Origin of the sequence: Streptomyces sp. NPDC029044 (assembly GCF_040637495.1) — a bacterium.
Classification (GTDB): domain Bacteria; phylum Actinomycetota; class Actinomycetes; order Streptomycetales; family Streptomycetaceae; genus Streptomyces.
Genome location: NZ_JBEZWN010000022.1, coordinates 40,172 through 63,573 on the forward strand (window position 1 = coordinate 40,172; position 23,402 = coordinate 63,573).

The window sequence follows — 23,402 nt, forward strand, 5'->3', positions numbered from 1 at the left end:
CGAACGGTGCGGCCGCCGCACTGCGGGCCCTCGCGCGCAGCAGCGCACCGGCACTGCTGTGGCGGACCGTGCTCGTGGCCTGCCTGGTGTGCGGGATCGGTCTGCTGCCGTGGCTGTCGCGCACCGACCCCGCGCTGACCGTGCTCCGCGCGCGGTCGGCGGACCGCGACCCCGATCCGGAGACCCTGCGCGCCATCCGGGACCAACTGGGCCTCGACGACGGCCCGCTGACGCTGCTGGGCCGCTGGCTGGGCGGGCTGCTGCACGGGGACGCGGGCACGTCCTGGGTGTCCGGCGGCCCGGTGCTGCCGGGCCTCGCACCGGCGCTCGGCGTGTCGCTGCTGCTGATGGCCGGGGCCCTGGCCATCGCCGCGGCCACGGCCGCCGCCGTCTGCGCCCGTACGCTCCGGCTGGGCGCGCGGGGCAGGCTCGCCGACCGCCGCCCCGGCGGGACGGCGACGGCCGTGCTGGCCGCGCTGCCCGAGTTCCTCGTCGCCTCGGTGCTGGTCTCGGTGATCGGTGTGCAGCTGGGATGGCTGCCCGCCCTGGGCTGGTACGGGCCGCAGTGGATGGTGCTGCCCTCGCTCGCCGTCGGCCTGCCCGCCGGAGCGGTCCTGGGACGGATGCTCGACGACCTGCTGCCCGGCGCGTTCGCGGAGCCCTGGGCCGTGGCGGCAGCGGCACGCGGTGTCCCGCCCAAGTCGGTGGCGCGGCAGGCGGTGCGCCGCTGCGTGCCCGGACTCCTGCCCAATCTGGCGCTGTTCGTGGTCGGACTGACCGGCGGCTCGGTCGCCGTCGAGCAGATCTTCGACATCCCGGGCATCGGCCGGCTCACCCTGCACGCCGCCCTCTCCCAGGACCTGCCGGTCCTCCAGACCGGCACCCTCGCCCTCGTCCTGCTCGCGGCCACCGCCGGCGCCCTCGCCCGGGTCGCCGCCCGGCTGCTGATCGGCCCGGCGCTGCGCGACGGCGCCTTGCAGTCCCTGCACCGGCCCCGGCCGCCCGCGCCCCGCACGCTCCCCTTGCTCTACGCAGGACTGCTGGCCGCCGTCATCGGATTCGGGCTGCCCCGCGACCCGATCGCCCTGGACACACTCGCCCGGCTGCGAGCTCCTTCGGCGGAGCACCCTTTCGGCACCGACGCGCTCGGCCGCGACATGCTCGCCCGGGTCTCCCACGGTGCCCTGACCACCCTCGGCACCGCCCTGGCGGTGAGCGCCGCGGCCCTCGTCGTCGGGCTGCTGCTGGGCCTGCTGCCGAGGCTGTCCGGGCCGCTGGTCGACACCCTCAGCGCCGTACCGCCCGTGCTGGCCGGACTCCTCGTCACCGGCATCCTGGGCAGCGGCCCCTGGACACCCGCCGTCGCCGTGGCCGTGGTGGCCTGGTCCCCGCTGGCCGCGCACACCTCCGCCCTGCTGCGGGAGGAGCGCGCCACCACCCATCTGACGGCCACCCGGGCGCTGGGGGCCGGCCGCTGGTACCTGCTCGTGCGCGAACTGCTGCCCGCCGTCGCGCCCCCGGTCGTCCGCCACGCCCTGCTCCGGCTCCCGGGCGTCGCACTGAGCCTGGCCGCGCTCGGCTTCCTCGGCCTGGGCGCCCAGCCGCCGTCCCCCGACTGGGGCCTGCTGCTCGCCGAGAACCAGCCGTACGCCGAGCGTGCCCCGTGGGCCGTCCTCTTCCCCGCCGCCGTACTCGCCCTGCTCGGGGCACTCGCGGTGACGGCCGCGGGCGGCGTGCGGCTGCCCCGGCGGCGCACGCGGCCCGGCCCGGCCGAACCGCCCGCGGCCCGGGTCGCGCCGGCCCCGCCACGGCGACCGGGGCGCTCCGCCGCCGACCTGACGTCCGTGTCCGCTTCACCGACGGAAGAACGATGACCGACCTCATTTCCCGTGTGCTGTCCCGCCGGACGGCCCGAACCTCCGACGCCGCCACGCCCAAGGGCCCGCGGGAGAGCACCTGGCGGCTGTGCAAGGAGCTGTCGCCGCTGCTGCGGCTGCTGATCCTCACGCAGCTCGCCTTCAACATCGGCTTCTACGCCGTCCTGCCGTTCCTCGCCGAGCACCTCGGCACGGCGATCGGCATGGCCGGGTGGCTGGTCGGGTTCGTTCTCGGGCTGCGGACCTTCAGCCAGCAGGGGCTGTTCGTGGTCGGCGGCTGGCTCGTCGACCGGTTCGGGGTGCGGCCCGTCGTGCTGGCGGGCTGCGTGCTGCGGATCGCCGGGTTCGTCTGGCTCGGCTACGCGGAGGCGAGCTGGACGGTGATCGGGGCGGTGCTGGTGATCGGTTTCGCCGCGGCGCTGTTCTCCCCCGCCGTGGAGTCGGAGGTGGCCCGCCAGGCGGTGGCCTGGGAGGAGGACGGGCACGGCCCGCGCACCCGTGTCCTCGCCCTGTTCAGCGTGGCGGGCCAGGCCGGGGCGTTCGTCGGGCCGCTGCTCGGCGCGCTGCTGCTCGCCGTCGACTTCCGCACCGCGTGTCTCGCCGGTGCCGCGGTCTTCGTGCTCGTCCTCGCCGGGCACCTGTGGCTGATGCCGCAGCACATCCCCGGCCGCGTCCGCGTCCGGGAGCGCGGCGGGGCCCGTGCCCTGCTGCGCAATCGCCGCTTCCTCGCCCTGTGCTGTGCCTATGGCACCTATCTGCTCGCCTACAACCAGCTGTACCTCGCCCTGCCGGACGAGGTGCAGCGAGCGGCGGGCTCCCAGGCGCCGCTGTCCTGGCTCTTCGCGCTGTCCTCGGTGCTGGTGGTGTTCACCCAGCTGCCGGTGACCCGCTGGGCGGGCGACCGGCTCGATCTGCGCCGCTCCATGACCGCGGGGCTGCTGCTGATCGCGTCCGGCTTCGCGGTGGTGGCCGCGGCCCGGCCGGCCGGCTGGACGGGGAACACCGGGCTGCTTCCGGCCGCCGGCTTCGTGATCTTGCTCACCGTGGGGCAGATGCTGGTCGTGCCCGCCGCACGCGCCTGGGTGCCCGACCTCGCCGAGGAGGGCCGGCTCGGGCTGTACATGGGGGCGTTGTCGTCCGTGTCCGGGCTGATCGTCCTGGCCGGCAGCGCGGCCACCGGCTTCCTGCTCGACCTGGGCCTGCCGGCCGCCGTGCCGTGGCTGGTCCTCGCGGCCGTGCCGGCCCTGGCGGTGGCCGTGCTGCCGCGCCGGGAGAAGGGGGCGGGCACGGCGGCCTGACTCGGGCGCCCGCGCCCCGGGCAACCGGGCGCGCGGGAGCGTCACCCCGGCGTGCGACGTCCTCGCTCCCGGAATCCGGGAACCGCGCCCCGGGAAGACGCCGCTGCGGAGATCGGTGTCACGCCGCGCCAGTATCCTGGGTCGGCTGCGGCACCCCCCACCAATCCCCGTGCGCAAGCGGGGAGTTCGGCCTGCGGCGACGACCCTTCCCACACGCATGAGACGAGGACGAGTGCTGCTAGCGGGCCGCTACCGGCTGGAAGTTGAAATCGGGCGCGGTGGAATGGGAGAGGTCTGGCGTGCGTACGACGAGACGCTCGCCAGAGCGGTGGCCCTCAAGCTGCTGCTGCCCCAGGACACCGACGCCACGGCGACCTCCCGGTTCCGTCTGGAGGCGCAGACCGCCGGGCGTCTCAACCACCCCAACGTGGTCGGCGTCCTGGACTTCGGCGCGTACGACAACCGGCTGTACCTGGTGATGGAGCTGGTCGAGGGCGACAGCCTCGCCGGGGTGCTGTCCGGCTCCGGCCCGCTGCCCGCCGAGCAGGTGGCCCGTCTCGCCGCGCAGGCGTCCGCCGGGCTCGCCGCGGCGCACGGGCAGGGCATCGTGCACCGGGACGTCAAACCCGCCAACCTGCTGCTGGACACGCACGGCACGCTGAAGATCGGCGACTTCGGCATCGCGCGGTTCCTCGACGACCCCGGCGCCGCGCTCACCGCCACCGGCCAGATCGTCGGCACCGGCCTCTACCTCGCGCCCGAACGGGCCCTGGGCAAGCCCGCGGGGCCCGCCTCCGACATGTACTCCCTGGGCTGCGTGCTCTACCAGCTCCTCAGCGGCCGCCCGCCGTTCCAGGCCGACACCGCCGTCGCCCTCCTGCACCAGCACCTCGACTCGGCACCCGTGCCGCCCCGCGAGCTCGGTGTCGCCGAACTTCCCCCGGCGTTCGAGAACTACCTGCTCGGGCTGCTCGCCAAACAGCCCGAGGACCGGCCCACCGCCGAGCAGGCCGCCGAGTGGTTCGCCGGGGGCGCCTGGCGGGGCCTGCCCGAACCGCTGCCCGAGGTCTCACCGCCGCTGCGGCCGGACACGTCGTCCGCGTCGGCCCATACCGGGCCGGGCCCGTACGCGGCTGCCGAGACCAGCCACCCGACCACGTACGCCCTGCCGGCGGCCCCGGGGCACCGCACCGCCGCCCGGGCGGCCCAGGCGGGGCGTTCGGGCCGGGCCCGAGGGCGCGGCGGGCTCGGCAGCCGGTCGAGAGTGGCCGCGACGGCCGCCGCCGCGGCGCTGTTCCTCGCCGCGATGCTCCTCGGCATGCGCTGGTTCTCGCCCGACACGACCACCGAGGGCAGCGAACCCGACGCGTCCCCGACCGCGAGCAGCCCCGCGGCCACCCCGTCCGAGGACTCCGCCTCGCCCATCACCTCCGATCCGGGGGCCGGCCGGCAGGTCGCCACCACGCCGACCACCGGCACCGTGGCCGAGGTCACTCCGTCCACGCCGCCCGCCTCCCCGGCCCCTCCCCCGCCGGCCTCCGGCGAGCCGACTCCGACGCAGGCGGCGGGCGACGCCGGACCGGAGCAGCCGACGCCGGAACAGCCGGTCCCGGCCGGGGACGACGGGGAGGGCGACGACGGCGGGGACGACGACTGACCGGGCCCCGGCGCGTCCCCGCACCCTGAGCGCCCGAGCACGTGGATCAGCCGGCGGATGCGCCGGTGTGCGAGCGGGCGCCCCCTCGCGCGCCCCTCGGGCGGCTTGTCATCGCCCTTACCCCGGCCTTATTGTCACCAGGCCTTGGTGAACGGGAAATCCGGTGTGATGCCGGTGCGGCCCTCGCCACTGTGAATCGGGAAGTCCGGCTCCAGCCCTCACGGGCGGCCACTGGGTCCTTGTGACCCGGGAAGGCGGAGTCCGGGCGGTGGTACCCGTCAGCCAGGAGACCGGCCAAGGCGCGTCAACCATCCACGAGGTGCTGGAGAGGGTCTGCTGAGCCATGCACATAGCCGAGGGTTTCCTTCCTCCGGCGCACGCGGTCGCCTGGGGCGTCGCGTCGGCGCCGTTCGTCGTCCACGGGGTCCGGTCACTCACCCGTGAAGTGCGCGAGCACCCCGAGAGCACGCTGCTCCTCGGTGCCTCCGGCGCCTTCACGTTCGTCCTGTCCGCCCTGAAACTGCCGTCCGTCACCGGCAGTTGCTCGCACCCCACCGGCACGGGCCTGGGAGCCATCCTGTTCCGGCCGCCCATCATGGCGGTGCTGGGCACCATCACCCTGCTCTTCCAGGCGCTGTTGCTCGCGCACGGCGGCCTGACCACGCTCGGCGCCAACGTCTTCTCCATGGCGATCGTCGGCCCCTGGGCCGGATACGCCGTCTACAAGCTGCTGCGGCGCTCCAACGCGCCGCTGATGGTGGCGGTGTTCTCCGGCGCGTTCGTCGCCGACCTGTCCACCTACTGCGTCACCAGCGTGCAGCTGGCGCTCGCGTTCCCCGACCCGGGCAGCGGATTCCTGGGCGCCCTCGGCAAGTTCGGTTCCATCTTCGCCGTCACGCAGATCCCGCTCGCGGTGAGCGAGGGCCTGCTGACCGTGCTCGTGATGCGGCTGCTGGTGCAGTCGAGCAAGGGCGAGCTGACCCGGCTGGGCGTGCTCCTCGCCAAGAAGCAGGCGCGGACCGAGACGGAGACCGAGGCGGTGGCCCGATGAGCCGGAACACGAAGATCAACCTGGTGCTGCTGTTCGCCGTGGCCGCGCTGGCCGTGCTGCCCTTGGCGCTGGGCCTCGGCGACCACAAGAAGGAGCCGTTCACGGGTGCCGACGCCGAGGCCGAGACGGCGATCACCGAGCTGAAGCCGGACTACGAGCCGTGGTTCTCGCCGCTGTACGAGCCGCCGTCCGGCGAGATCGAGTCGGCGCTGTTCGCCCTCCAGGCGGCCCTCGGTGCCGGGGTCCTCGCCTACTACTTCGGTCTGCGCCGGGGACGTCGGCAGGGCGAGCAGCGGGCGCTGGAGCGGGAGGCCGACAGCGCGCCCACCGGCGCCGCCGGGAAGTCCGCGGCGGAACGGGACTGAGCCAGGGTGCTGCCGATCGACGCGGCGGCGCACAGCAGTCGCTGGCGCCGCCGCCATCCCGTGGACAAGGCCGTGCTCGGGCTCGGTCTCACCGTGCTCGCGATCTCCCTGCCGCCCTGGCCGGGCGCGGCCCTGGTCCTCCTGACGGCCCTGGTCGTGCTGCTGGGTCCGGCCGGTGTGCCCGGGCGGCGGCTGTGGCGGGCCTACCGGGTCCCGCTGGGCTTCTGCGTGACCGGCGCGCTCACGCTGCTCGTCCAGGTGGGCGGCACGGGCGGGTTCGTCTCCCTCGCCCCTGACGGGCCGGTCCGGGCCGGGGAGTTGCTGCTGCGGACCTCGGCGGCCTCCCTGGGCGTGCTGCTGTTCGCCTTCACCACGCCCATGTCCGACCTGCTGCCCCGCCTGGTCCGGGCCGGGGTCCCCGCGCCGGTCGTCGACGTGGCGCTGGTGACGTACCGGATGAGTTTCCTGCTGCTGGACTCGATGCGGCGCATCCGGGAGGCCCAGGCGGCCCGGCTCGGGCACACCGGCCGGGCCGCGGAGTGGCGTTCGCTGGCCGGGCTCGGCGCCACCGCGTTCGTCCGGGCCTTCGACCGGGCGACCCGTCTCCAGGCCGGACTCGCCGGGCGGGGCTATGACGGCACCCTGCGCGTCCTGGTGCCCGAGGCCCGGGTCTCGGTGCGCTTCACGGCCGCCAGTTGTGCGCTGCTCGCAACGCTGGCCGCCCTCACCCTCGTACTGGAAAGGCCGCTGACATGAGCGAGCCCGCCCTCGTCGCCCTGCGGGGCGCGACCTACGCCTACGAGGACGGCCCCACCGTGCTCAGCGGGCTCGACTTCGAGATCCGGCAGGGCCGGGCGCTCGCGCTGCTCGGCCGCAACGGCAGCGGGAAGACCACGCTGATGCGGCTGCTCTCCGGCGGACTGCGGCCGCAGGAGGGCCGGCTGACGGTCGCGGGGCAGCCGGTGGCGTACGACCGCAAGGGCCTGACCCGGCTGCGGACCACCGTGCAGCTGGTGGTGCAGGACCCGGACGACCAGCTGTTCGCGGCCTCCGTCGAGCAGGACGTGTCGTTCGGGCCGCTGAACCTCGGCCTGGACGACACACAGGTGCGGACGCGGGTGGCGGAGGCGCTCGCCGCGCTGGACATCACCGCCCTGGCCGACCGGCCGACCCATCTGCTCTCCTACGGCCAGCGCAAGCGCACCGCCATCGCGGGCGCGGTCGCCATGCGGCCCCGCGTGCTCGTCCTCGACGAGCCGACGGCCGGACTCGACCCCGACGGCCAGGAGCGGCTCCTCACCACCCTCGACGGACTCCGTGGCGCGGGCACCACGGTGGTGATGGCCACCCATGACGTCGACCTCGCCCTGCGCTGGGCCGACGACGCGGCGCTCCTCACCCCGTCCGGCGTCCGCACCGGGCCGGCGGCAACGGCGCTGGCCCGCCCGGATCTCCTCCGCGAGGCGGGGCTGCGCCTGCCGTGGGGCGCCGCGGCGGCAGAACTCCTGCGCGCCCACGGGCTGTTGTCCGGCACGGAGCCGGGGCCGCGCACCCCGGACGAACTCGCCGCTCTCGCGACGGCACGGCAGGGGGCGTCCGGAGGCTGAGGGGCCCCCACAGCCCTGGCGCCCCCACGCCTGCGGCTGTCGGAGCGGCTCGGTCAGTCGAAGTAGGACTGGAGCGAGCCGCGGCGCCGGACGTCCAGGGTCGCGCAGTGGAACGAGCCTCCGAAGGGGGCGTAGTGCAGCAGGTCGCAGGGGATCGGCTCGAAGCCCCAACTCTCCAGCGCGCGCAGCATCCCGGTGTGGTGCCGCTCGGCGATCACCTGCTTCTCGTCGAGCATGAGCACGTTCATGCTGAGCCACTTGCCGCACATCGACGTGACCTTGAGCAGCCGCTCGTCGATCGGGTCGGGCTCGGGAGCGACGAGGACGTCCCAGGAGGCGAGGACGTCCGGCAGGCGGTCGGCGTCGATGTACTCGGGGTTGATCAGCACCTTCCCGGGCGCGAGCAGGACGAACGTCGTGTCGATGTGCATGGGTGTGCGGCAGCGGCTCTCGATCTCGTGAATGCGGTAATCGGGGCCGAGGTGGCGGCGCAGCCAGTCGATGCCCATCGCGTTGGTGACGTTGCTGCGGGTGACGAACAGGTCGCGTCCCGCCCGGACGAAGTCCGCCGCGTCGAAGACGGGCTCGAACTCGGTGAGGATGTACCGCAGGGGCTCGCCCGGCCCCGGTACGCGGAAGTCCGGATCGAACAGCTCGTCGGTGAGCTGCGGCTTGGGGGCCGCCGTCCACCGTGCGCCGCGCCGGAAGTAGTCCTTGAGGATGGGGCGGTAGGAGTGCGTCTCGAAGTACCGGCAGGGCCACGCCATCGGCGTCTCGATGATCTCGTCGCCGATCACGAGCATGCTGTCGCGCGGGCAGGTGTTGCAGAAGCCGCGCGAGGTCCAGTCCGGGGTGCCGAAGCGGCGCCGGTGGTCTACCGCCTCCGGCCGCCGGACCGTGACGCCGAGGGACTCCAGCAGGGCGACGAAGGCGTCGATCTCCTGCTGCGCCTGTTCGACGAGCAGCCGCGGATACCGGAAGCCGGCCGCGAGCCCCTGCAACCGCCCTGCCCACGGAGGCACGTTGCAGGTCACGACCGCGTGGTCGGAGGGGATGGTCGCGCCCTCCAGGCGCCCGACGATGATCTCCTCCAGCGGATCCCACTCGGTGTGCGAACGGACCGGCGACACGAGCCGCTCAGCGCCGTCGGCCGGGCGGGGTACTCCGGGATTCCGCAGGACGCTCATGCTCACCACTCTTCGGATCGCAAGCCGGGTGATACGCCGCAACTGCCGGATGCCTCAATGCTCCAGGTGCCCTGAATCGGCTTGTCCACGCTCGCCGCGGCGCCCTACCGTTGCCGGGGTGGATCTCTTCTCACGCACCTGGACGGCGTTGCGCGCGGCGGTGGCCGGTCTCTCCGACGAGGACTTCGGGCGGCCCTCGGGCTGTACGGGCTGGCTGGTGCGGGACCTGGTGTGCCATCTGATCGTCGACGCCCAGGACGTCCTGATCACCCTGGCCACCCCGTCCGACCGGGAACCGACCCGGGACGCACTGACCTACTGGGACATCTCCGGCACCCCGCCCACGGGTGACGACCCGCTCGACGCGCTGACCGTCCGGCTGGCCGCCGCGTACCAGGATCCGCGCCTTTTGAAGTTCCATCTGGACGACGTCGGTTCCGCCGCCGGGCGGGCGGCCCGGCTCGCCGATCCGGCCGGCCGGGTCGGCACCCGCGACGAGATCATCGCCGTGGGTGACTACCTCGCCACGTACGTCATGGAGTGGACGCTGCACCACCTCGACCTGATCGCCCACCTCCCGGACGCGGAGCAGCCGCCCGCGGAGGGGCTCGCCCGCTCGCGGGAGATGCTGGAGCGGATCGCGGGGAGCCCCTTCCCGAAGTCCTTCCAGGACGTGGACGCGCTGCTCGTCGGCACCGGGCGGCGGTCGCCGACCGAGGCGGAGCAGGCCGAGCTGGGCGCCCTGGCCTCCCGGGTGCCGCTGTACCTGGGCTGACTTCGCGGTCGCGAAGAGGCCCCCCGGGGCCGCCGTCGAGGGACTCCCTCCGAGGTGGGAGCATGCTCCCCATGGACATCCGCCGCAGGAACAACGTCAACGTCACCGGCCCCACCGACGCGCCGGTGCTGCTTCTGGCACACGGTTTCGGCTGCGACCAGAACATGTGGCGGCTGGTGGTGCCGGCGCTGGCGAAGCGTTACCGGGTGGTGCTGTTCGACTACGTCGGCTCCGGCGGCTCGGACCTCGCCGCGTGGAGCGAGGAGCGCTACTCCTCGCTCCAGGGCTACGCCGCTGACGTCGCCGAGGTCTGCGAGGAGCTTGACCTGCGGCAGGCGGTGTTCGTGGGGCACTCGGTGAGTGCCATGGTCGGTGTGCTGGCGGCGCAGGCGGCTCCGGAGCGGATCGGGGCGCTCGTGATGGTGACGCCCTCGCCCTGCTACATCGACGACGAGGGCTACCGCGGCGGCTTCAGCACGGAGGACATCGACGAGCTGCTCGCCTCCCTGGAGGCGAACTACCTGGGCTGGTCGTCCGCCATGGCCCCGGTGATCATGGGCAACCCGGAGCGTCCGGAGCTCGGGCAGGAACTGACCAACAGCTTCTGCGCCACCGACCCCGACATCGCCCGGGTCTTCGCCCGTACGACGTTCCTCACCGACAGCCGCGAGGACCTCAAGAGCGTGTCGGTGCCGACCCTCGTGCTGGAGTGCGAGCAGGACGCCATCGCGCCCCGCGAGGTCGGCGCCCATGTGCACGCGGCGATCCCCGGATCCCGTCTGGTCACGCTCGACGCCACCGGGCACTGCCCGCAGCTCAGCGCGCCGGAGGCCACCACCGAGGCGATTCTCGGCTTCCTGGAGTCCCTGAAGTGATGTGCCGTACGGGCGGTGTGCCGGAGCCCGCGGAGACCGGGGACGAGCCGAGCACGGACGCGGCCTTCACCGCCCTGCTGGAGGACAGCGCGGAGGACCTGTACGAGTCCGCGCCGTGCGGCTACCTGTCCACGATGATGGACGGCACCATCGCCAAGATCAACACCACGCTGCTGGAGTGGCTCGGCCTGGACCGTGCGGCCGTCGTGGGCCGCAAGCGCTTCACGGACCTGCTCACCGTGGGCGGGAAGCTGTACCACGAGACGCACTTCGCCCCGCTGCTGCGCATGCAGGGCGAACTGCGGGGCATCGCCCTGGAGATGCGGCGCGAGGGCGGTGGCCGGCTGCCGGTGCTGGTCTCCGCGGTGGTCAAGCACGGTAGCGAGGGCGATCCGCTGCTGATCCGGATCACCGTCTTCGACGCCTCGGACCGCCGCGCGTACGAGCAGGAACTCCTGCGCCGCCGGGAGGAGGCCGAGCGGGCCCGCGCCGAGGCGGACCAGGCCCGGCGGCAGGCCGAGGCGGACCGGGCGAGGCTGGCCGACGCGCTCGCCGTGCTCCAGCGTTCCCTCGTGCCGGACTCGCTGCCCGCGGTGCCGGGTCTGGAGACGGCCGTCCACTACCACACGGCCTCACCGGACCAGCTCGGCGGCGACTTCTACGACCTGTTCCCGGTCGCCGGCGACCGGTGGGCGTTCTTCCTCGGCGACGTCTGCGGCAAGGGTCCCGAGGCCGCCTCCCTCACCTCGCTGACCCGCTACACCCTGCGTGCCGCGGCCCACCACGACCCGGATCCGGCCTCGGCCCTGGCCACGCTGAACGCCCTGCTGCACGAGCGGTACACCGGCGACGGCAACCCCCGGTACTGCACCTGCATCTTCGGGGTCGTAGAGCCGGGCGGCGAGCACGGGCGGACGGTCGTGCGTCTCGCCTCCGGCGGCCATCCCCCGGCGCTCGTCCTGCGGTCCGACGGCCGCGCCGAGTTCCTGCCCACCCCGGGCGGCCTGCTCATCGGCGTCGTCCCCGGCGCGCCCATCGGCACCGCCGAGACCGTCCTCGACCCCGGCGACACGATCGTGCTCTACACCGACGGCCTCACCGAGGCCCGCACCGGCCCCGGCCGGGACGACCTGTACGGCGAGGACGCGCTGCACGCCTTCGCCACCGACCACGCACCCGGCGCGCCGCACGAGGTGATCACCGCCCTGACCGGGCTGCTGGAGAGCTTCGGCGACGGTCTGGACGACGACACCGCGCTGCTCGCCCTCGGCGTTCCCGCCCGCCCTTCCGCCACAGGCCCCGTAACGAGTCACACCTCATGAACCCGCTCACCGTCAGACAGCACGACACCGCGACCGGCCCCGTTCTGCACGTGGCCGGCGACCTGGACTACGACCAGGCCCCCGTCCTGCGGGGCAGGCTCGACCAGCTCTCCCTGTCACCGGGACAGCGCCTGGTCCTCGATCTGTCCGGACTGGAATTCTGCGACTCCTCGGGCATCACCGCGCTCCTCGCCGCCCGCCAGCACGCGCTGACCGCCGCGGCCGACATCGTCCTGACCGGCGTACCGGCGAACCTCATGCGCGTCCTCACCCTCGTCGGCCTCGACCAGGTCTTCACGCTTCGCCCCGACTCCAGCGCCGCATCCTGAACCGCACGGAAGCCCGGGGGCGGCGACCGCTTCCCCCGGCCCGCCCGCCGTGCCCCTGAGCGCTCCCCGCACACCACCGCCCGGCCGGAAAACGCTTGGACTCGGCGGTCGGTATCGCGGGACACTTCCGGACTCGACCCGAAACCTCACGCATCCGTTGCGGTGATGGCCCCTGCCCGCACGCGCGGCGCGGCGGGCGGCCACAGGACGACACAGGGGTGGGATGGAAACGCCGGAAACACACAGGGTTTTACCGGGCAGGCGCTCGGTCCTCCTCGCACTTCGCCACTACGGACGGGAGTTGTCCCGGCTCCGCCGGTGGTCGGCTCCCGCGATGCTGCTCTCGGCGCTGGGCAACATCGGAATCAACTACGTGGCGCCGCTGATCGTCGCCAAGCTCGTCGCCGACATCGCCGGGAACGAGGACGTCACGGCGGGCTCGACACTGCCGTACGTACTCGCCTTCGCCGGTGTCCTGCTGACCGCGGAGGCACTGTGGCGCGTCGCCCTGCACTGCCTCACCCGTCTCGAAGCCCTGGGCATCGAGCACCTCTACGTGATCGGCATGGACGAACTGTTCGCCAAGGACGCCGCGTTCTTCCATGACAACTTCGCCGGCTCGCTGACCAAGCGGGTCCTCAGCTTCGCCTCCCGGTTCGAGCAGTTCGTCGACACACTGACGTTCCAGATCGTGGGGAGCTTCGTACCGCTGGTGTTCGGCGCGGTGGTGCTGTGGCGTTACGAACCGCTGCTCGTCGTCGGTCTCCTGGTGATGATCGGCCTGACGGCGGTGCTGGTCGTGCCGCTCATCCGGCGCCGGCAGGCGCTCGTCGACCGGCGTGAGGAGGCGATCGCGCGGGTGTCGGGCCATGTCGCCGACAGCCTGATGAACATGGACACCGTGCGGGCGTTCGCCGCGGAGGAGCGCGAGGCCGCCGAACACCGCTCCCGGGTCGCGATGTCACGGCGGCTCACCATGCGGTCGTGGGACTACGGCAACCTGCGCATCGACACGCTGGTCGCGCCGATGTCCGTCCTCACCAACGCGATGGGCCTGCTGCTCGCGGTGGCGCTGGGCGGCGGCGCGCACGGCGTGGAGGCCATCGTGGTCGCCTTCGCCTACTACAACAACGCGACCCGGATCATGTTCGAGTTCAACCAGATCTACCGCCGGCTGGAGAGCTCGATGACGGAGGCCGCCCAGTTCACCGAACTGCTCCTGACGCCGCCGACGGTGCTCGACCCGCCGGCACCTGAGCCGCTGCGGGCCCGGGCGGCCGACGTCCGCTTCGAGAAGGTGACCTTCGCCCACCGGGGCGGCCGGCCGCTCTTCGAGGGGCTCGACCTCGCCGTGCCGAGCGGCGCGAAGATCGGTCTCGTGGGCCGGTCCGGCGGCGGCAAGACCTCGCTCACCCGGCTGCTGCTGCGGATGACCGACATCGACGGCGGCCGCATCCTGGTCGGCGGCCAGGACATCAGCCGGGTGCGCCAGGCCGACCTGCGCGGCCGGATCGCGTACGTGCCGCAGGACCCGGCGATGTTCCACCGCACGCTGCGGGACAACATCGCCTTCGCCCGGCCGGACGCCACCGACGCCGAGATCCGCCGGGCGGCCGAGGCGGCCCATGTCACCGAGTTCGCCGACGCGTTGCCGGAGGGTTTCGACACCATGGTCGGCGAGCGGGGCGTCAAGCTGTCCGGCGGGCAGCGCCAGCGGGTCGCCCTCGCCCGGGCGATCCTGCGGGACGCGCCGATCCTGCTGCTCGACGAGGCGACCAGCGCGCTGGACTCCGAGAGCGAAGTGCTGGTCCAGGAGGCACTGTGGCGGCTCATGGACGGGCGGACCGCGCTGGTGGTGGCGCACCGGCTGAGCACGGTCGCCGGCATGGACCAGCTCGTCGTCCTCGACCGCGGCCGGATCGTCGAGCAGGGCAGCCACCAGGAGCTGCTGGCTAACGGGGGTGCCTACGCCAAACTGTGGCAGCACCAGTCGGGCGGCTTCCTGGACGACACCCCCGGTCGGGCCGAGGTGGTGTAGCGCAGGCGTTCACCTCCCGTCGAGGGCCCGTGCCCGGGCCGCCAGGGCCTCCAGCAGGAGGTCCACCGCCGGTTCGAAGGAGCTGTCCGCCATCGCGGGCAGCTCCCGGCGGACCAGGGTCAGGGAAGGGTACGTCGCCGGGTCGAGGTCCTGGTAGACGTCGCGCCAGGACCGGTGGTCGGCCGCGCGCTGCTGCGGTGGGAGCGCGAGGAACGCGGCCTCCGTGGCGGCGTGGCTGAGCACGGTGTCGATGAACGCCAGGTAGAGCCGTGCGGCCTCGGCGGGCGGGAAGCCCGCGGTGAGCAGCAGGCCGATGCCCGTCTCCACGGCGCCGATCTCGTTCCTGCGGCGAGTCACGCGGTGGGCCGCCATGGCCGCCGCGCGGGGATGGGCGAGGTAGCCCGCGCGGACCCTGAGGGCCATCTCGCGCAGCGAGCCCACCCAGTCGCCCCCGGGCGTGAAGCCGGCCATCGCGTCGCCGATGATCCGGTCCGCGATGGCGAGCACGAGATCGTCGGTGTCGTGGAAGTAGCGGTAGAGCGCGGTCGGGTCGCAGCCCAGGGCCGCGCCGAGCCGGCGCACGCTCAGCGCCTCGGGCCCGTGCTCGCCGATGAGCCGCAGCGCGGTCTCCACGATCAGGTCCTCCGACAGCAGGACCCCCGAACGGGTCGGCCGGCGACGCCGGCGTTCCTGCGGGACGCGGGTGGTCATGACCGGGACTCCTCTCCTCGCAACGGAAGGCTCCACGCACCGGCGGCGCCTCGCACACGGACGGTTCCACACGCACGGACGGTTCCTCGCGTAACGCAGTGAACGACCCCCGTCGCCTTACGTCAACAGGGTTGACCCAATGTGGACGCCGGATGTTCCATCACAGTCCCGCGCGGCTCTTCCCACCACTGCCCCGAGGAGCCCTTCATGTCCTCCGTACCGCCCTCGCCCCGCCCCGCGCTGCGCCGTTCCCTCGGCGTCGTCGACGGCGTCGCCATCGCCGCGTCCAGCACCGCGGCCACCACCAGCATCGCCATCGGCATGGGCACGATCGCCACCATCGTCGGCCTGCAAGCCCCGGCGCTGCTGCTGCTGGCGTTTCTGCCGGTGCTGGGCATCGCCCTCGCCTACGCCCGTCTCAACCGCTCCGAACCCAACTGCGGCAACGGCTACACCTGGGTCGGCAGATCCCTCGGCCCCTGGCCGGGCTTCCTGACCGGCTGGGTGACGCTGGTCGGCTCGGTCATCTTCTGCGCCTACACCAGCGCGATCATGGGCTCGGTCGTGCTGGCCTTCGCCAACAAGGCCGGTCTGCGCAGCCTGGCCGGCATCGCCCTCGATCCGACGTCCACCGGCGTCTGCACGGCGGTCGGGCTGGTGATCCTGCTCGCGCTGACCGCCCTGGCGGTCACCGGCGTCCGGGGCGCGACCCGGTTCCAGTTCGGGCTGCTGGTCTTCGAGTACGCGGTGCTGCTCGGCTTCTGCGGCTGGGCCCTGGTCACCGGCGACCACGCGGTCTCCCTGTCCTGGTTCAACCCGTTCGAGATCTCCAGCGGCACGGCCTTCGCCCAGGGCATGGTCCTCGCGGTGTTCTTCTTCTGGGGCTGGGACGCGGCGTTCAGCGTCACCGAGGAGACGAAGGACCCCGGCGACTCGGCGCGGGGCGGGCTCATCGCCCTGTTCGCGATGCTCGGCCTGTTCCTCTTCGCGTCGGTGGCCTTCCAGCGGGAGATGAGCCTGGCCGAGCTCGTCCGCAACGGCCCGCAGGCCCTCGGCTACCTCGGGGAGAAGCTGGCCGCCGAGCCCTGGGCGACGCTGCCCCTGATCGCCCTGATGTTCTCCGCCGTCGCCTCGGTGCAGGCCACCTTGATCCCCACGGCGCGCGGCCTGCTCGCCATGGGCCGCGACCGCACCATGGGCCCGCTGTGGACCCGGGTCCACCCGCGCTACGGCACTCCGGCCGCCGGGACGGTCGTCGTGATGTCCGTCGCCGCCGTGATCGCCGTGCTCGCCTTCGCGATCCCCAAGCTGAGCGACATGCTGCTGGCCGCCGTCAACGCCATCGGCCTGATCGTGGCCCTCTACTACGGCCTGACCGCGCTCGCCTGCGCCGTGCGCTTCCGCGCGGCGCGGCACGAGGGCCCGCGCGAGGCACTGCTCGCCGTCGCCGTGCCCGCCCTGTCCGGGCTGGTGCTGCTGGGCCTCGGCGCCTACCTCGGCTACTCGTACCTCACGATGAGCGATCACTTCGAACTGAGCCCGGACAACGGCTGGTTCATGTTCTCGCTGCCCGCCGTGATCGTGCTCGCCGGCCTCGTCATGGCCGCCGTGGCCAAGTACGTCCGGCGCTCGTCCTACTTCACCACCGGGCGCGGCACCGACGCCGAGGCCCTGACCCTGCCGATGGACCGCACGGCGGTCTGACCCTCATGGAGTTCACCCCCATGTCACACCCCCCTGCCCCGGGACCCGCCGACCTCGTCCTCACCGGCGGCCCCGTGCACACCGTCGATCCGGCCCGCAGCCGCGCCACCTCGGTGGCCGTGCGCGGCGGGCGGATCGTCGCCGTCGGCCACGACGAGGTGCGCGAGCTGACCGGGCCGCGCACCGAGGTCGTCGACCTGGCCGGGAAGCTGCTGCTGCCGGGCTTCCAGGACGCCCATGTCCATCCGATGGGCGCGGGCCTCGAACTCGGCCTGTGCCATCTCGGCGACACCACCGACGCGGGCGAGTACCTGGGCATTATCGGGACGTACGCGAAGGAGCACCCGGACGTCGAGTGGATCACCGGGGGCGGCTGGTCCCTGGAGGCGTTCCCCGGCGGTTCCCCCACGGCCGCCGCCCTCGACGCGGTCGTCGCGGACCGCCCCGTCTTCCTGCCCAACCGCGACCACCACGGCGCCTGGGTCAACAGCCGGGCCCTGGAGCGTGCGGGCATCGACGCCCGGACCCCCGACCCCGTCGACGGCCGGATCGAGCGCGACGCAGCGGGCAACCCCACCGGGATGCTCCAGGAGGGCGCGGTCCACCTGGTCGGCAAGCTGGTGCCCGATCCCACGCCGGAGGAGCAGCTCGCCGGTCTGCTGCGCGCCCAGGCCGTGCTGCACTCGCACGGCGTCACGGCCTGGCAGGACGCCATCGTCGGCACGTACGCCAACCTGACCGACCCGGCTCCGGCCTATCTGACGGCGCTGGAGCGGGGCCTGCTCACCGCGCGGGTCGTCGGCGCCCTGTGGTGGGACCGCGAGCGCGGCGCCGAGCAGATCGCCGAACTCGTCGCCAGGAGGGAGGAGCTGAGCCGGGACCGGTTCCGCGCCGGGACCGTGAAGATCATGCAGGACGGCATCGCGGAGAACCACACCGCCGCCATGCTGTCCCCCTACCTGACCGGCTGCGGCTGCACCTCGGACAACAGCGGCATCAGCTTCGTCGAGCCGGGCGAGCTGCGGAAGTACGTCACCGAACTGGACGCGCACGGCTTCCAGGTGCACTTCCACGCCCTCGGTGACCGGGCGGTGCGCGAGGCGCTCGACGCCGTGGAGTCCGCCCGGACCGCCAACGGCCGTCGCGACACCCGGCACCACCTGGCGCATCTCCAGGTCGTCCACCCCGCCGACCTGCCGCGCTTCCGGTCCCTCGGCGCGAGCGCCAACCTTCAGATGCTGTGGGCCGCCCACGAACCGCAGATGGACGAGCTGACCCTGCCCTTCCTGGGAGCGGAACGCGGCGCCTGGCAGTACCCCTTCGGAGATCTGCTGCGTGCCGGGGCGACCCTCGCCGCCGGCAGCGACTGGCCCGTCAGCAGCCCCGACCCGCTCCAGGCCATCCATGTCGCCGTCAACCGTGTCTCCCCCGAGGCTCCCGGGGGCACCCCGGCCTTCTTCCCGGAGCAGCGCGTCGACCTGGGCACCGCCATCGCCGCGTACACGGCGGGCAGCGCGTACGTGAACCATCTCGACGCCACCACCGGCAGCATCACGGTCGGCAAGGCCGCCGACCTCGTCGTGCTCGACCGCGACCCGTTCGCGGGTCCGCCGGAGGAGATCGCCGCCACCCGGGTCCTGGAGACCTTCGTCGAAGGCCGTCGGGTCCACGCCGGCACCTGAGGCGTGGTCCAATGCTCCGCGGGGTTCCGTCCGCGGAGGGGGATGAGGCACGGTGGGGTCGTCGGGGCACGGGGTCATGCGGTCCGTGATGTGGCTGCTGCTCGCGGTCGTCGCGCTCGGCGTCGGGGTGGCGTCCGCCTTCCAGATCCGCGGGGCGCTGGAGCGGGAGCGGGAGTACCGCGGCGCGGCTGCCTGCGCCGCCGCCCCCGCCGAGGCGTCGGGGTGCGTGTGGGAGCAGGAGTTCACCGTGCGGCGTGCCGCCCTGAACCGCGGCGAGCGGAGCGAGTCCCCGGAGGCGGAGCTCGTTCCGCCGTCGGGCGAGCCGTGGGAGGTGACGTTCCTGCGCACCGAGCCCGTGATGTCCGAGATGCAGCCGGGCGAGAAGGTCGTCGGGGTGATCTGGCACGGCCGGGTCGTCGAGGTGCGGGACGCCGAGGACCGGCGGCAGCAGACGTCCGACGGGCCGGTGGGATGGCCCGAGGACCGTCTGGGCGGTGCGCTGGCCTGCACCTCGTTCGGCCTGGCGGCCCTCACGGGCGGGCTGTGGCCACTCTTCGCGCGGGGCGAGCAGCGCCACGTGACCGCGGCGAAGATGGTGCGGTGGCACGGCGTGGCCCTGGGCGGCACGGCGATCCTGACGCTGTGGGCGCAGGCGGCCAACGACTGGCCGTTGTGGGCCTTGCCCGCGATCTGGGGGCCGCTCGCGCTGCTGATCCTGGCGTCCATGACGGCCTTCGCCCTCGGCGCGCTGCGCGGCGACCTGGACGACGACGCCCCGGCCCCGCAGGAGCCCCGGCCGCAGCCCTCGTGATCGGGTGACGCTCAGGTCTGCCGGGCGTGCACGGGGCTGTGGGCTACGTCGTCCGGGCAGGCGCGGTGCTGCTCTCCGGTCCGCCGGTCGCGCCGCCAGTCGTACGCCGCGAGTGCCAGCGACGCGGCCATGCCGACGAGCCCGGCGACCATCGCGACAAAGAGGGCACCGCGGTAGTCGTCGCTCCTGCTGCCGAGCACGAGGTAGTAGAGACCGGGCAGGGCGGCGGTGCCCACCGCGGCGCCGAGCCGCTGCCCGGTCTGAAGGGCGCCGCCCGCCGCTCCCGCCATGTGCACGGGCACGTCGCGCAGCGTCATGGTGATGTTCGGGGAGATCACACATCCGCCTCCCACACCGCCGACGAACATGACCGGGGCGGCGATCCAGGGCGCGATGTCGAGGGGCGCGAAGCGCAGCAGCAGCGCGCTGCCGCCCAGCCCGAGGATCACGCCCGTGAGCCCGCCCACGGTGAGCAGCCGGCCGAGCCGGTCCACCAGCCGCCCGGAGACGGCGGCCGCGAAGGCCGAGCCGAGGGCGAAGGGCGTCACGGCGAGGCCGGATTCGAGCGGCGAGAAGCCGAGACCGTGCTGGTAGAAGAGGGCGAAGACCAGCCAGACGCCGCTGAATCCGATGAAGTAGAGCGTGCCGACGCCGGCGCCGACGGCGTAGCCGCGCACGGTGGTGAACAGGCGCGGGTCGAGCAGCGGCTGGGTGCCGCGGTCCAGCAGGCGGTGCTGTCGGCGGGTGAAGGCGAACAGGAGTGCGGCACCGGCCGGGAACATCCACCACAGCCGGGCGAGGCCGCCGGTCTCCGCCTGCACCAGCGGGAACATGAGCGCGAGGACGCCCAGGCCGAGGAGCACGACGCCGGGCAGGTCGACGTACTCCCGGCCGGAACGCCGGGTGCGGGGCAGCAGGCGGCGGCCGAGGAGGACCGCGAGGATGCCGATGGGGACATTGACGTAGAAGATCCACCGCCAGCCCTGGGCGCCGTCGGCCAGCGCCAGGATGAGGCCGCCGGCGAGGGGGCCGATGCCGGAGGAGATGCCGACGGTGGCGCCGAAGAAGCCGAAGGCACGGCCGCGTTCGGCGCCCCGGAACATCTGCTGGATGAGCGCGGAGTTCTGCGGGGCCATGAAGCCGGCCGCCAGGCCCTGGGCGAGCCGGGCCACCACCAGCAGCGTGATGTTCGGGGCGGCTCCGCAGGCCGCGCTGAACAGCACGAAGCCGCTGAGGGCGACGAGGAAGATGCGGCGCCGGTCCAGGGCGTCGCCGAGGCGGCCGGCGGTGACGAGGGCGAGGCCGAAGGAGAGGGCGTAGCCGGACACCACCCACTGCACCTCGGCCGCCGAGGCGGCCAGCTGCTGCTGGATGGTGGGCAGGGCGACCGCCACGATCGACACGTCCAGCAGGCTCATGAAACCGGCCACCAGAGTGACCCACAGGGCCCGCCACCGCTTCGGGTCCGGCTCATACCCGTCCTGCCGCCCGCCCTGGTTCCGGCCGCCCGCCGACGCTGTCACTTGGGCTCCTCTCACCAGGCGCGCACCCGGCGTGTCAAGTTCCCCCGCCGGGGCACGGGCACACACCCGTCCAGGAGATCCTCGCGGACCGCGCGGCGTCCCGCCTCTCACCCTGAGCACCCCTGCATCACACTCCGTGGCCGTCCGGATGCCGCGCGAAGGGGGTCGTTTGAGCGCGCGAGATCTGTGCAGGCGTTGTGCTTGGGAATGCGACCGGCGAAAGGAAACACGTGATGGCGGCGCCCGACAACGACGAGTCGGTGGATCCCGCGGCTGTGAGACGACACCGGGTGCTGTTCCGGGCGATCGAGAAACGACGTCACCCCAAGCTGCGCCGCAGCGACATCACGGTGACCGACGAGGCCGCGGTCAAGCGGGCCACCAAGGCCGCCGCCCTCGGCAACGCCATGGAGTGGTACGACTTCGGCATCTACAGCTACCTGGCGTCGACCATCGGCAGGGTCTTCTTCCCCTCCGGCAACGACACCGCCCAGCTGCTCGGCTCCTTCGCGACGTTCGCCGTGGCCTTCCTGGTCCGGCCGCTGGGCGGCATGGTCTTCGGGCCGCTCGGGGACAAGGTGGGGCGCAAGCGCATCCTCTCCCTCACCATGATCTTGATGGCGGTGGGCACCTTCGCCATCGGCCTGGTCCCCTCGCACGCCGCGATCGGCTTGTGGGCCCCGGCCCTGCTGATCTTCTTCCGGCTGGTGCAGGGCTTCTCGACCGGCGGGGAGTACGGGGGCGCCTCGACGTTCATCGCCGAGTACGCGCCCGACAAGCGGCGCGGGTTCTTCGGCAGCTTCCTGGAGCTCGGCACGCTCGCCGGCTACGTCGGGGCCTCCGGCCTCGTCGTCCTGCTCCAGACCCTCCTCAGCGACGACCAGATGCTGTCGTGGGGCTGGCGCGTGCCGTTCCTGCTCGCTGCCCCGCTCGGCCTCATCGGGCTCTACCTGCGGCTCAAGCTGGACGAGACGCCCGCGTTCCAGAAGCTGGAGGGCGGCCAGGCGAAGGCGAGCGAGGCCGCCGACGCCGTGGAGACCTCGGCCGCCGCAGACCTCGGCAAGATCTTCACTCAGTACTGGCGGCCGCTGCTGCTGTGCCTCGCGCTGGTCGCGGCGTACAACATCACCGACTACATGCTGCTGTCGTACATGCCGACGTACCTGTCCGACGAGCTGGGCTACGGCACCAACCACGGCCTGCTGATCCTGGTCGTGGTGATGGTGTTGCAGATGTGCCTCATCAACCAGGTCGGGCGCCTGTCGGACCGCTTCGGGCGCAAGCCGCTGCTGATGGCGGGGATGCTCGGATTCCTGTTCCTCTCCCTGCCGTCGTTCCTGCTGATCCGGCAGGGCAACGTCGTCCTCATCACCCTGGGCCTGCTGCTGATGGGGCTCTCCCTGCTGCCGATGCTCGGCACGATGTCGGCGGCGCTCCCGGCGATCTTCCCCACGCAGGTGCGCTACGGCTCGCTCTCGGTGGCCTACAACCTGGCCACCTCGATCTTCGGCGGCACGACACCGCTGGTGATCACCGCCCTGATCGGTGCCTTCGACTCGACCCTCATGCCGGCGTACTACGCCACCGGCGCCGCGGTCATCGGCGTCATCGCCGTGCTGTGCATGCGCGAGACCGCCAACAAGCCGCTGGCCGGTTCCCCGCCGTCCGTGGAGACGGAGGCGGAGGCCCGGGAACTGGTGGAGGCACAGTCGCCGCAGCCCAGGTTCTGACCGGCGTGCGAGGCCCCGTCCGCGACCGTCGCGGACGGGGCCTTTCGCGATTGGGCGGTGGCAGGCCGGGAACGCGGTGCCCGCAACGACCCCGAGGCGAGGCCGGTGAGGCGATGACCGAGTACGAACGTTCCCGCACGATGCCCGCACAGCCCGAGCACGTCTTCGACCAGGCCGCGAACGTCGGCCGGCTGGACAGCTGGCTGCCACAGGCCCTGCACGTGGAGGCGGGGCAGTTGCCGGCCGTCACCGTGCACGAGGACCGCACCGACGAGGACACCTCCGCCCTGTTCCGTGCCCGGCCCGACCAGATGCGGCTCGAATGGGGCACCCGCGACCAGGGCGCGTACGCGGGCCGGCTCCAGGTCGCCGGGCTCGACGGCGGTGCCAGCGAGGTGACCGTGCACCTGTCGTTCTTCGACGACGGCCACGACCCGGGCGAGCGGGCCGTCACCGACGCCCTGGACGGCAGTCTGCGGCGGCTGGAGGAGCAGGTGCGCCTGCGCGTCGACCACGCGGCCGGCTGAGCCGCCGTGGCACGCGGCAAGCAGTACGCCGTCGCGGCGTCCGGGCAGTGGACCGACGAGGAGGAGGGGCGGCGCCGGCTGCCCTCCGGTGAGGTGCACGCGTGGGAAGCGGGCCGCAACGAGACGGTCTGCGGCCTGTCCCTCAGCCGTTCCCGGCTGGTCCGCTTCCCGCACGTCGGCTGGCCGGACACCTTCCCCGAATCCGGCGGCGCCGCGGACCGGGTGCGCCGCCTGTGTCCGCGCTGCGCCTCGGTGGCGGGACGCCGGGGGCCGGACGCCCGCCCGCGGTGGCACCGCACCAACCCGCGTCCGTGAGCGCGCCCGCGCCGGCGG

The 23,402-nt window shown here is 73.3% G+C and carries 21 protein-coding genes and 1 riboswitch; of the genes, 18 read left to right on the top strand and 3 right to left on the bottom strand.

Annotation, left to right across the window (positions count from 1 at the left end; all coding sequences use genetic code 11):
• Window positions 1–68 precede the first annotated feature (68 nt).
• From AB0E85_RS19520 to AB0E85_RS19550, 7 genes are all read left to right on the top strand, one after another.
• A complete protein-coding gene (locus tag AB0E85_RS19520) occupies window positions 69–1,874 on the top strand; it encodes an ABC transporter permease subunit (protein ID WP_361928532.1) in 1,806 nt (601 codons plus the stop codon).
• Window positions 1,871–3,175, top strand: coding sequence for an MFS transporter (locus AB0E85_RS19525; RefSeq protein ID WP_361928535.1), 1,305 nt, complete (start codon window positions 1,871–1,873; stop codon window positions 3,173–3,175). The genes AB0E85_RS19520 and AB0E85_RS19525 overlap by 4 nt, the downstream gene beginning before the upstream one ends.
• A gap of 232 nt (window positions 3,176–3,407) precedes the next feature.
• A complete protein-coding gene (locus tag AB0E85_RS19530; protein WP_361928659.1) occupies window positions 3,408–4,832 on the top strand; it encodes a protein kinase in 1,425 nt (474 codons plus the stop codon).
• Window positions 4,833–4,960: 128 nt separating this feature from the next.
• A riboswitch (cobalamin riboswitch) is annotated at window positions 4,961–5,146 on the top strand.
• A gap of 29 nt (window positions 5,147–5,175) precedes the next feature.
• Entirely contained in the window at window positions 5,176–5,883 is a 708-nt protein-coding gene (locus AB0E85_RS19535; RefSeq protein WP_361928538.1) for an energy-coupling factor ABC transporter permease, read from the top strand.
• The gene (locus tag AB0E85_RS19540) at window positions 5,880–6,248 is read left to right on the top strand and encodes an energy-coupling factor ABC transporter substrate-binding protein (RefSeq protein ID WP_351633295.1); all 369 of its coding nucleotides are present in this window, start codon (window positions 5,880–5,882) and stop codon (window positions 6,246–6,248) included. Before AB0E85_RS19535 ends, AB0E85_RS19540 begins: the two co-directional genes overlap by 4 nt.
• A gap of 6 nt (window positions 6,249–6,254) precedes the next feature.
• Window positions 6,255–7,004: a cobalt ECF transporter T component CbiQ gene (gene cbiQ, locus AB0E85_RS19545; protein ID WP_361928540.1), complete on the top strand. Its 750-nt coding sequence runs from the start codon at window positions 6,255–6,257 to the stop codon at window positions 7,002–7,004.
• Window positions 7,001–7,855 carry an ATP-binding cassette domain-containing protein gene (locus tag AB0E85_RS19550; RefSeq protein ID WP_361928543.1) on the top strand — a complete coding sequence of 285 codons (855 nt, stop codon included), beginning with the start codon at window positions 7,001–7,003 and terminating at the stop codon, window positions 7,853–7,855. Before cbiQ ends, AB0E85_RS19550 begins: the two co-directional genes overlap by 4 nt.
• A gap of 53 nt (window positions 7,856–7,908) precedes the next feature.
• Here the strand turns inward: AB0E85_RS19550 and AB0E85_RS19555 are convergent, their stop codons facing one another.
• Window positions 7,909–9,042 carry an amidinotransferase gene (locus AB0E85_RS19555; protein WP_361928546.1) on the bottom strand — a complete coding sequence of 378 codons (1,134 nt, stop codon included), beginning with the start codon at window positions 9,040–9,042 and terminating at the stop codon, window positions 7,909–7,911.
• A gap of 118 nt (window positions 9,043–9,160) precedes the next feature.
• Between AB0E85_RS19555 and AB0E85_RS19560 the strand changes: the two genes are divergently transcribed.
• The 5 genes from AB0E85_RS19560 (at window position 9,161) to AB0E85_RS19580 (ending at window position 14,381) form a co-directional block, all read left to right on the top strand.
• The gene (locus tag AB0E85_RS19560; RefSeq protein ID WP_361928549.1) at window positions 9,161–9,817 is read left to right on the top strand and encodes a maleylpyruvate isomerase N-terminal domain-containing protein; all 657 of its coding nucleotides are present in this window, start codon (window positions 9,161–9,163) and stop codon (window positions 9,815–9,817) included.
• A gap of 71 nt (window positions 9,818–9,888) precedes the next feature.
• Entirely contained in the window at window positions 9,889–10,692 is an 804-nt protein-coding gene (locus tag AB0E85_RS19565; RefSeq protein WP_361928662.1) for an alpha/beta hydrolase, read from the top strand.
• Window positions 10,692–12,014: a SpoIIE family protein phosphatase gene (locus AB0E85_RS19570; protein WP_361928551.1), complete on the top strand. Its 1,323-nt coding sequence runs from the start codon at window positions 10,692–10,694 to the stop codon at window positions 12,012–12,014. The genes AB0E85_RS19565 and AB0E85_RS19570 overlap by 1 nt, the downstream gene beginning before the upstream one ends.
• Complete coding sequence (locus AB0E85_RS19575; protein WP_361928553.1) at window positions 12,011–12,343, top strand: STAS domain-containing protein; 333 nt, start codon at window positions 12,011–12,013, stop codon at window positions 12,341–12,343. The genes AB0E85_RS19570 and AB0E85_RS19575 overlap by 4 nt, the downstream gene beginning before the upstream one ends.
• A gap of 223 nt (window positions 12,344–12,566) precedes the next feature.
• On the top strand, window positions 12,567–14,381 hold the full coding sequence (locus tag AB0E85_RS19580) for an ABC transporter ATP-binding protein (protein WP_361928555.1): 1,815 nt from the start codon (window positions 12,567–12,569) through the stop codon (window positions 14,379–14,381).
• A gap of 9 nt (window positions 14,382–14,390) precedes the next feature.
• On the opposite strand, the gene AB0E85_RS19585 is transcribed toward AB0E85_RS19580, so the two are convergent.
• A complete protein-coding gene (locus AB0E85_RS19585) occupies window positions 14,391–15,092 on the bottom strand; it encodes a helix-turn-helix domain-containing protein (protein ID WP_361928557.1) in 702 nt (233 codons plus the stop codon).
• Window positions 15,093–15,299: 207 nt separating this feature from the next.
• On the opposite strand from AB0E85_RS19585, the gene AB0E85_RS19590 reads away from it, so the two are divergent.
• From AB0E85_RS19590 to AB0E85_RS19600, 3 genes are all read left to right on the top strand, one after another.
• Window positions 15,300–16,796, top strand: coding sequence for an APC family permease (locus AB0E85_RS19590; protein ID WP_361928559.1), 1,497 nt, complete (start codon window positions 15,300–15,302; stop codon window positions 16,794–16,796).
• A 20-nt stretch (window positions 16,797–16,816) separates the two neighbouring features.
• On the top strand, window positions 16,817–18,478 hold the full coding sequence (locus tag AB0E85_RS19595; protein ID WP_361928561.1) for an amidohydrolase family protein: 1,662 nt from the start codon (window positions 16,817–16,819) through the stop codon (window positions 18,476–18,478).
• Between the two features lie 76 nt (window positions 18,479–18,554).
• A complete protein-coding gene (locus tag AB0E85_RS19600) occupies window positions 18,555–19,289 on the top strand; it encodes a hypothetical protein (RefSeq protein WP_361928563.1) in 735 nt (244 codons plus the stop codon).
• Window positions 19,290–19,300: 11 nt separating this feature from the next.
• Here AB0E85_RS19600 and AB0E85_RS19605 read toward each other — a convergent pair whose 3' ends face one another.
• Window positions 19,301–20,812, bottom strand: coding sequence for an MFS transporter (locus AB0E85_RS19605; RefSeq protein WP_361928566.1), 1,512 nt, complete (start codon window positions 20,810–20,812; stop codon window positions 19,301–19,303).
• Between the two features lie 233 nt (window positions 20,813–21,045).
• Here AB0E85_RS19605 and proP point away from each other — a divergent pair, with 233 nt between their 5' ends.
• The 3 genes from proP to AB0E85_RS19620 all read left to right on the top strand — a co-directional run bounded on the left by proP (window position 21,046) and on the right by AB0E85_RS19620 (window position 23,384).
• The gene (gene proP / locus AB0E85_RS19610) at window positions 21,046–22,542 is read left to right on the top strand and encodes a glycine betaine/L-proline transporter ProP (protein WP_361928568.1); all 1,497 of its coding nucleotides are present in this window, start codon (window positions 21,046–21,048) and stop codon (window positions 22,540–22,542) included.
• Window positions 22,543–22,655: 113 nt separating this feature from the next.
• Window positions 22,656–23,069 carry an SRPBCC family protein gene (locus AB0E85_RS19615; protein WP_361928571.1) on the top strand — a complete coding sequence of 138 codons (414 nt, stop codon included), beginning with the start codon at window positions 22,656–22,658 and terminating at the stop codon, window positions 23,067–23,069.
• A gap of 6 nt (window positions 23,070–23,075) precedes the next feature.
• On the top strand, window positions 23,076–23,384 hold the full coding sequence (locus AB0E85_RS19620; RefSeq protein ID WP_361928574.1) for a hypothetical protein: 309 nt from the start codon (window positions 23,076–23,078) through the stop codon (window positions 23,382–23,384).
• Window positions 23,385–23,402: the final 18 nt, after the last annotated feature.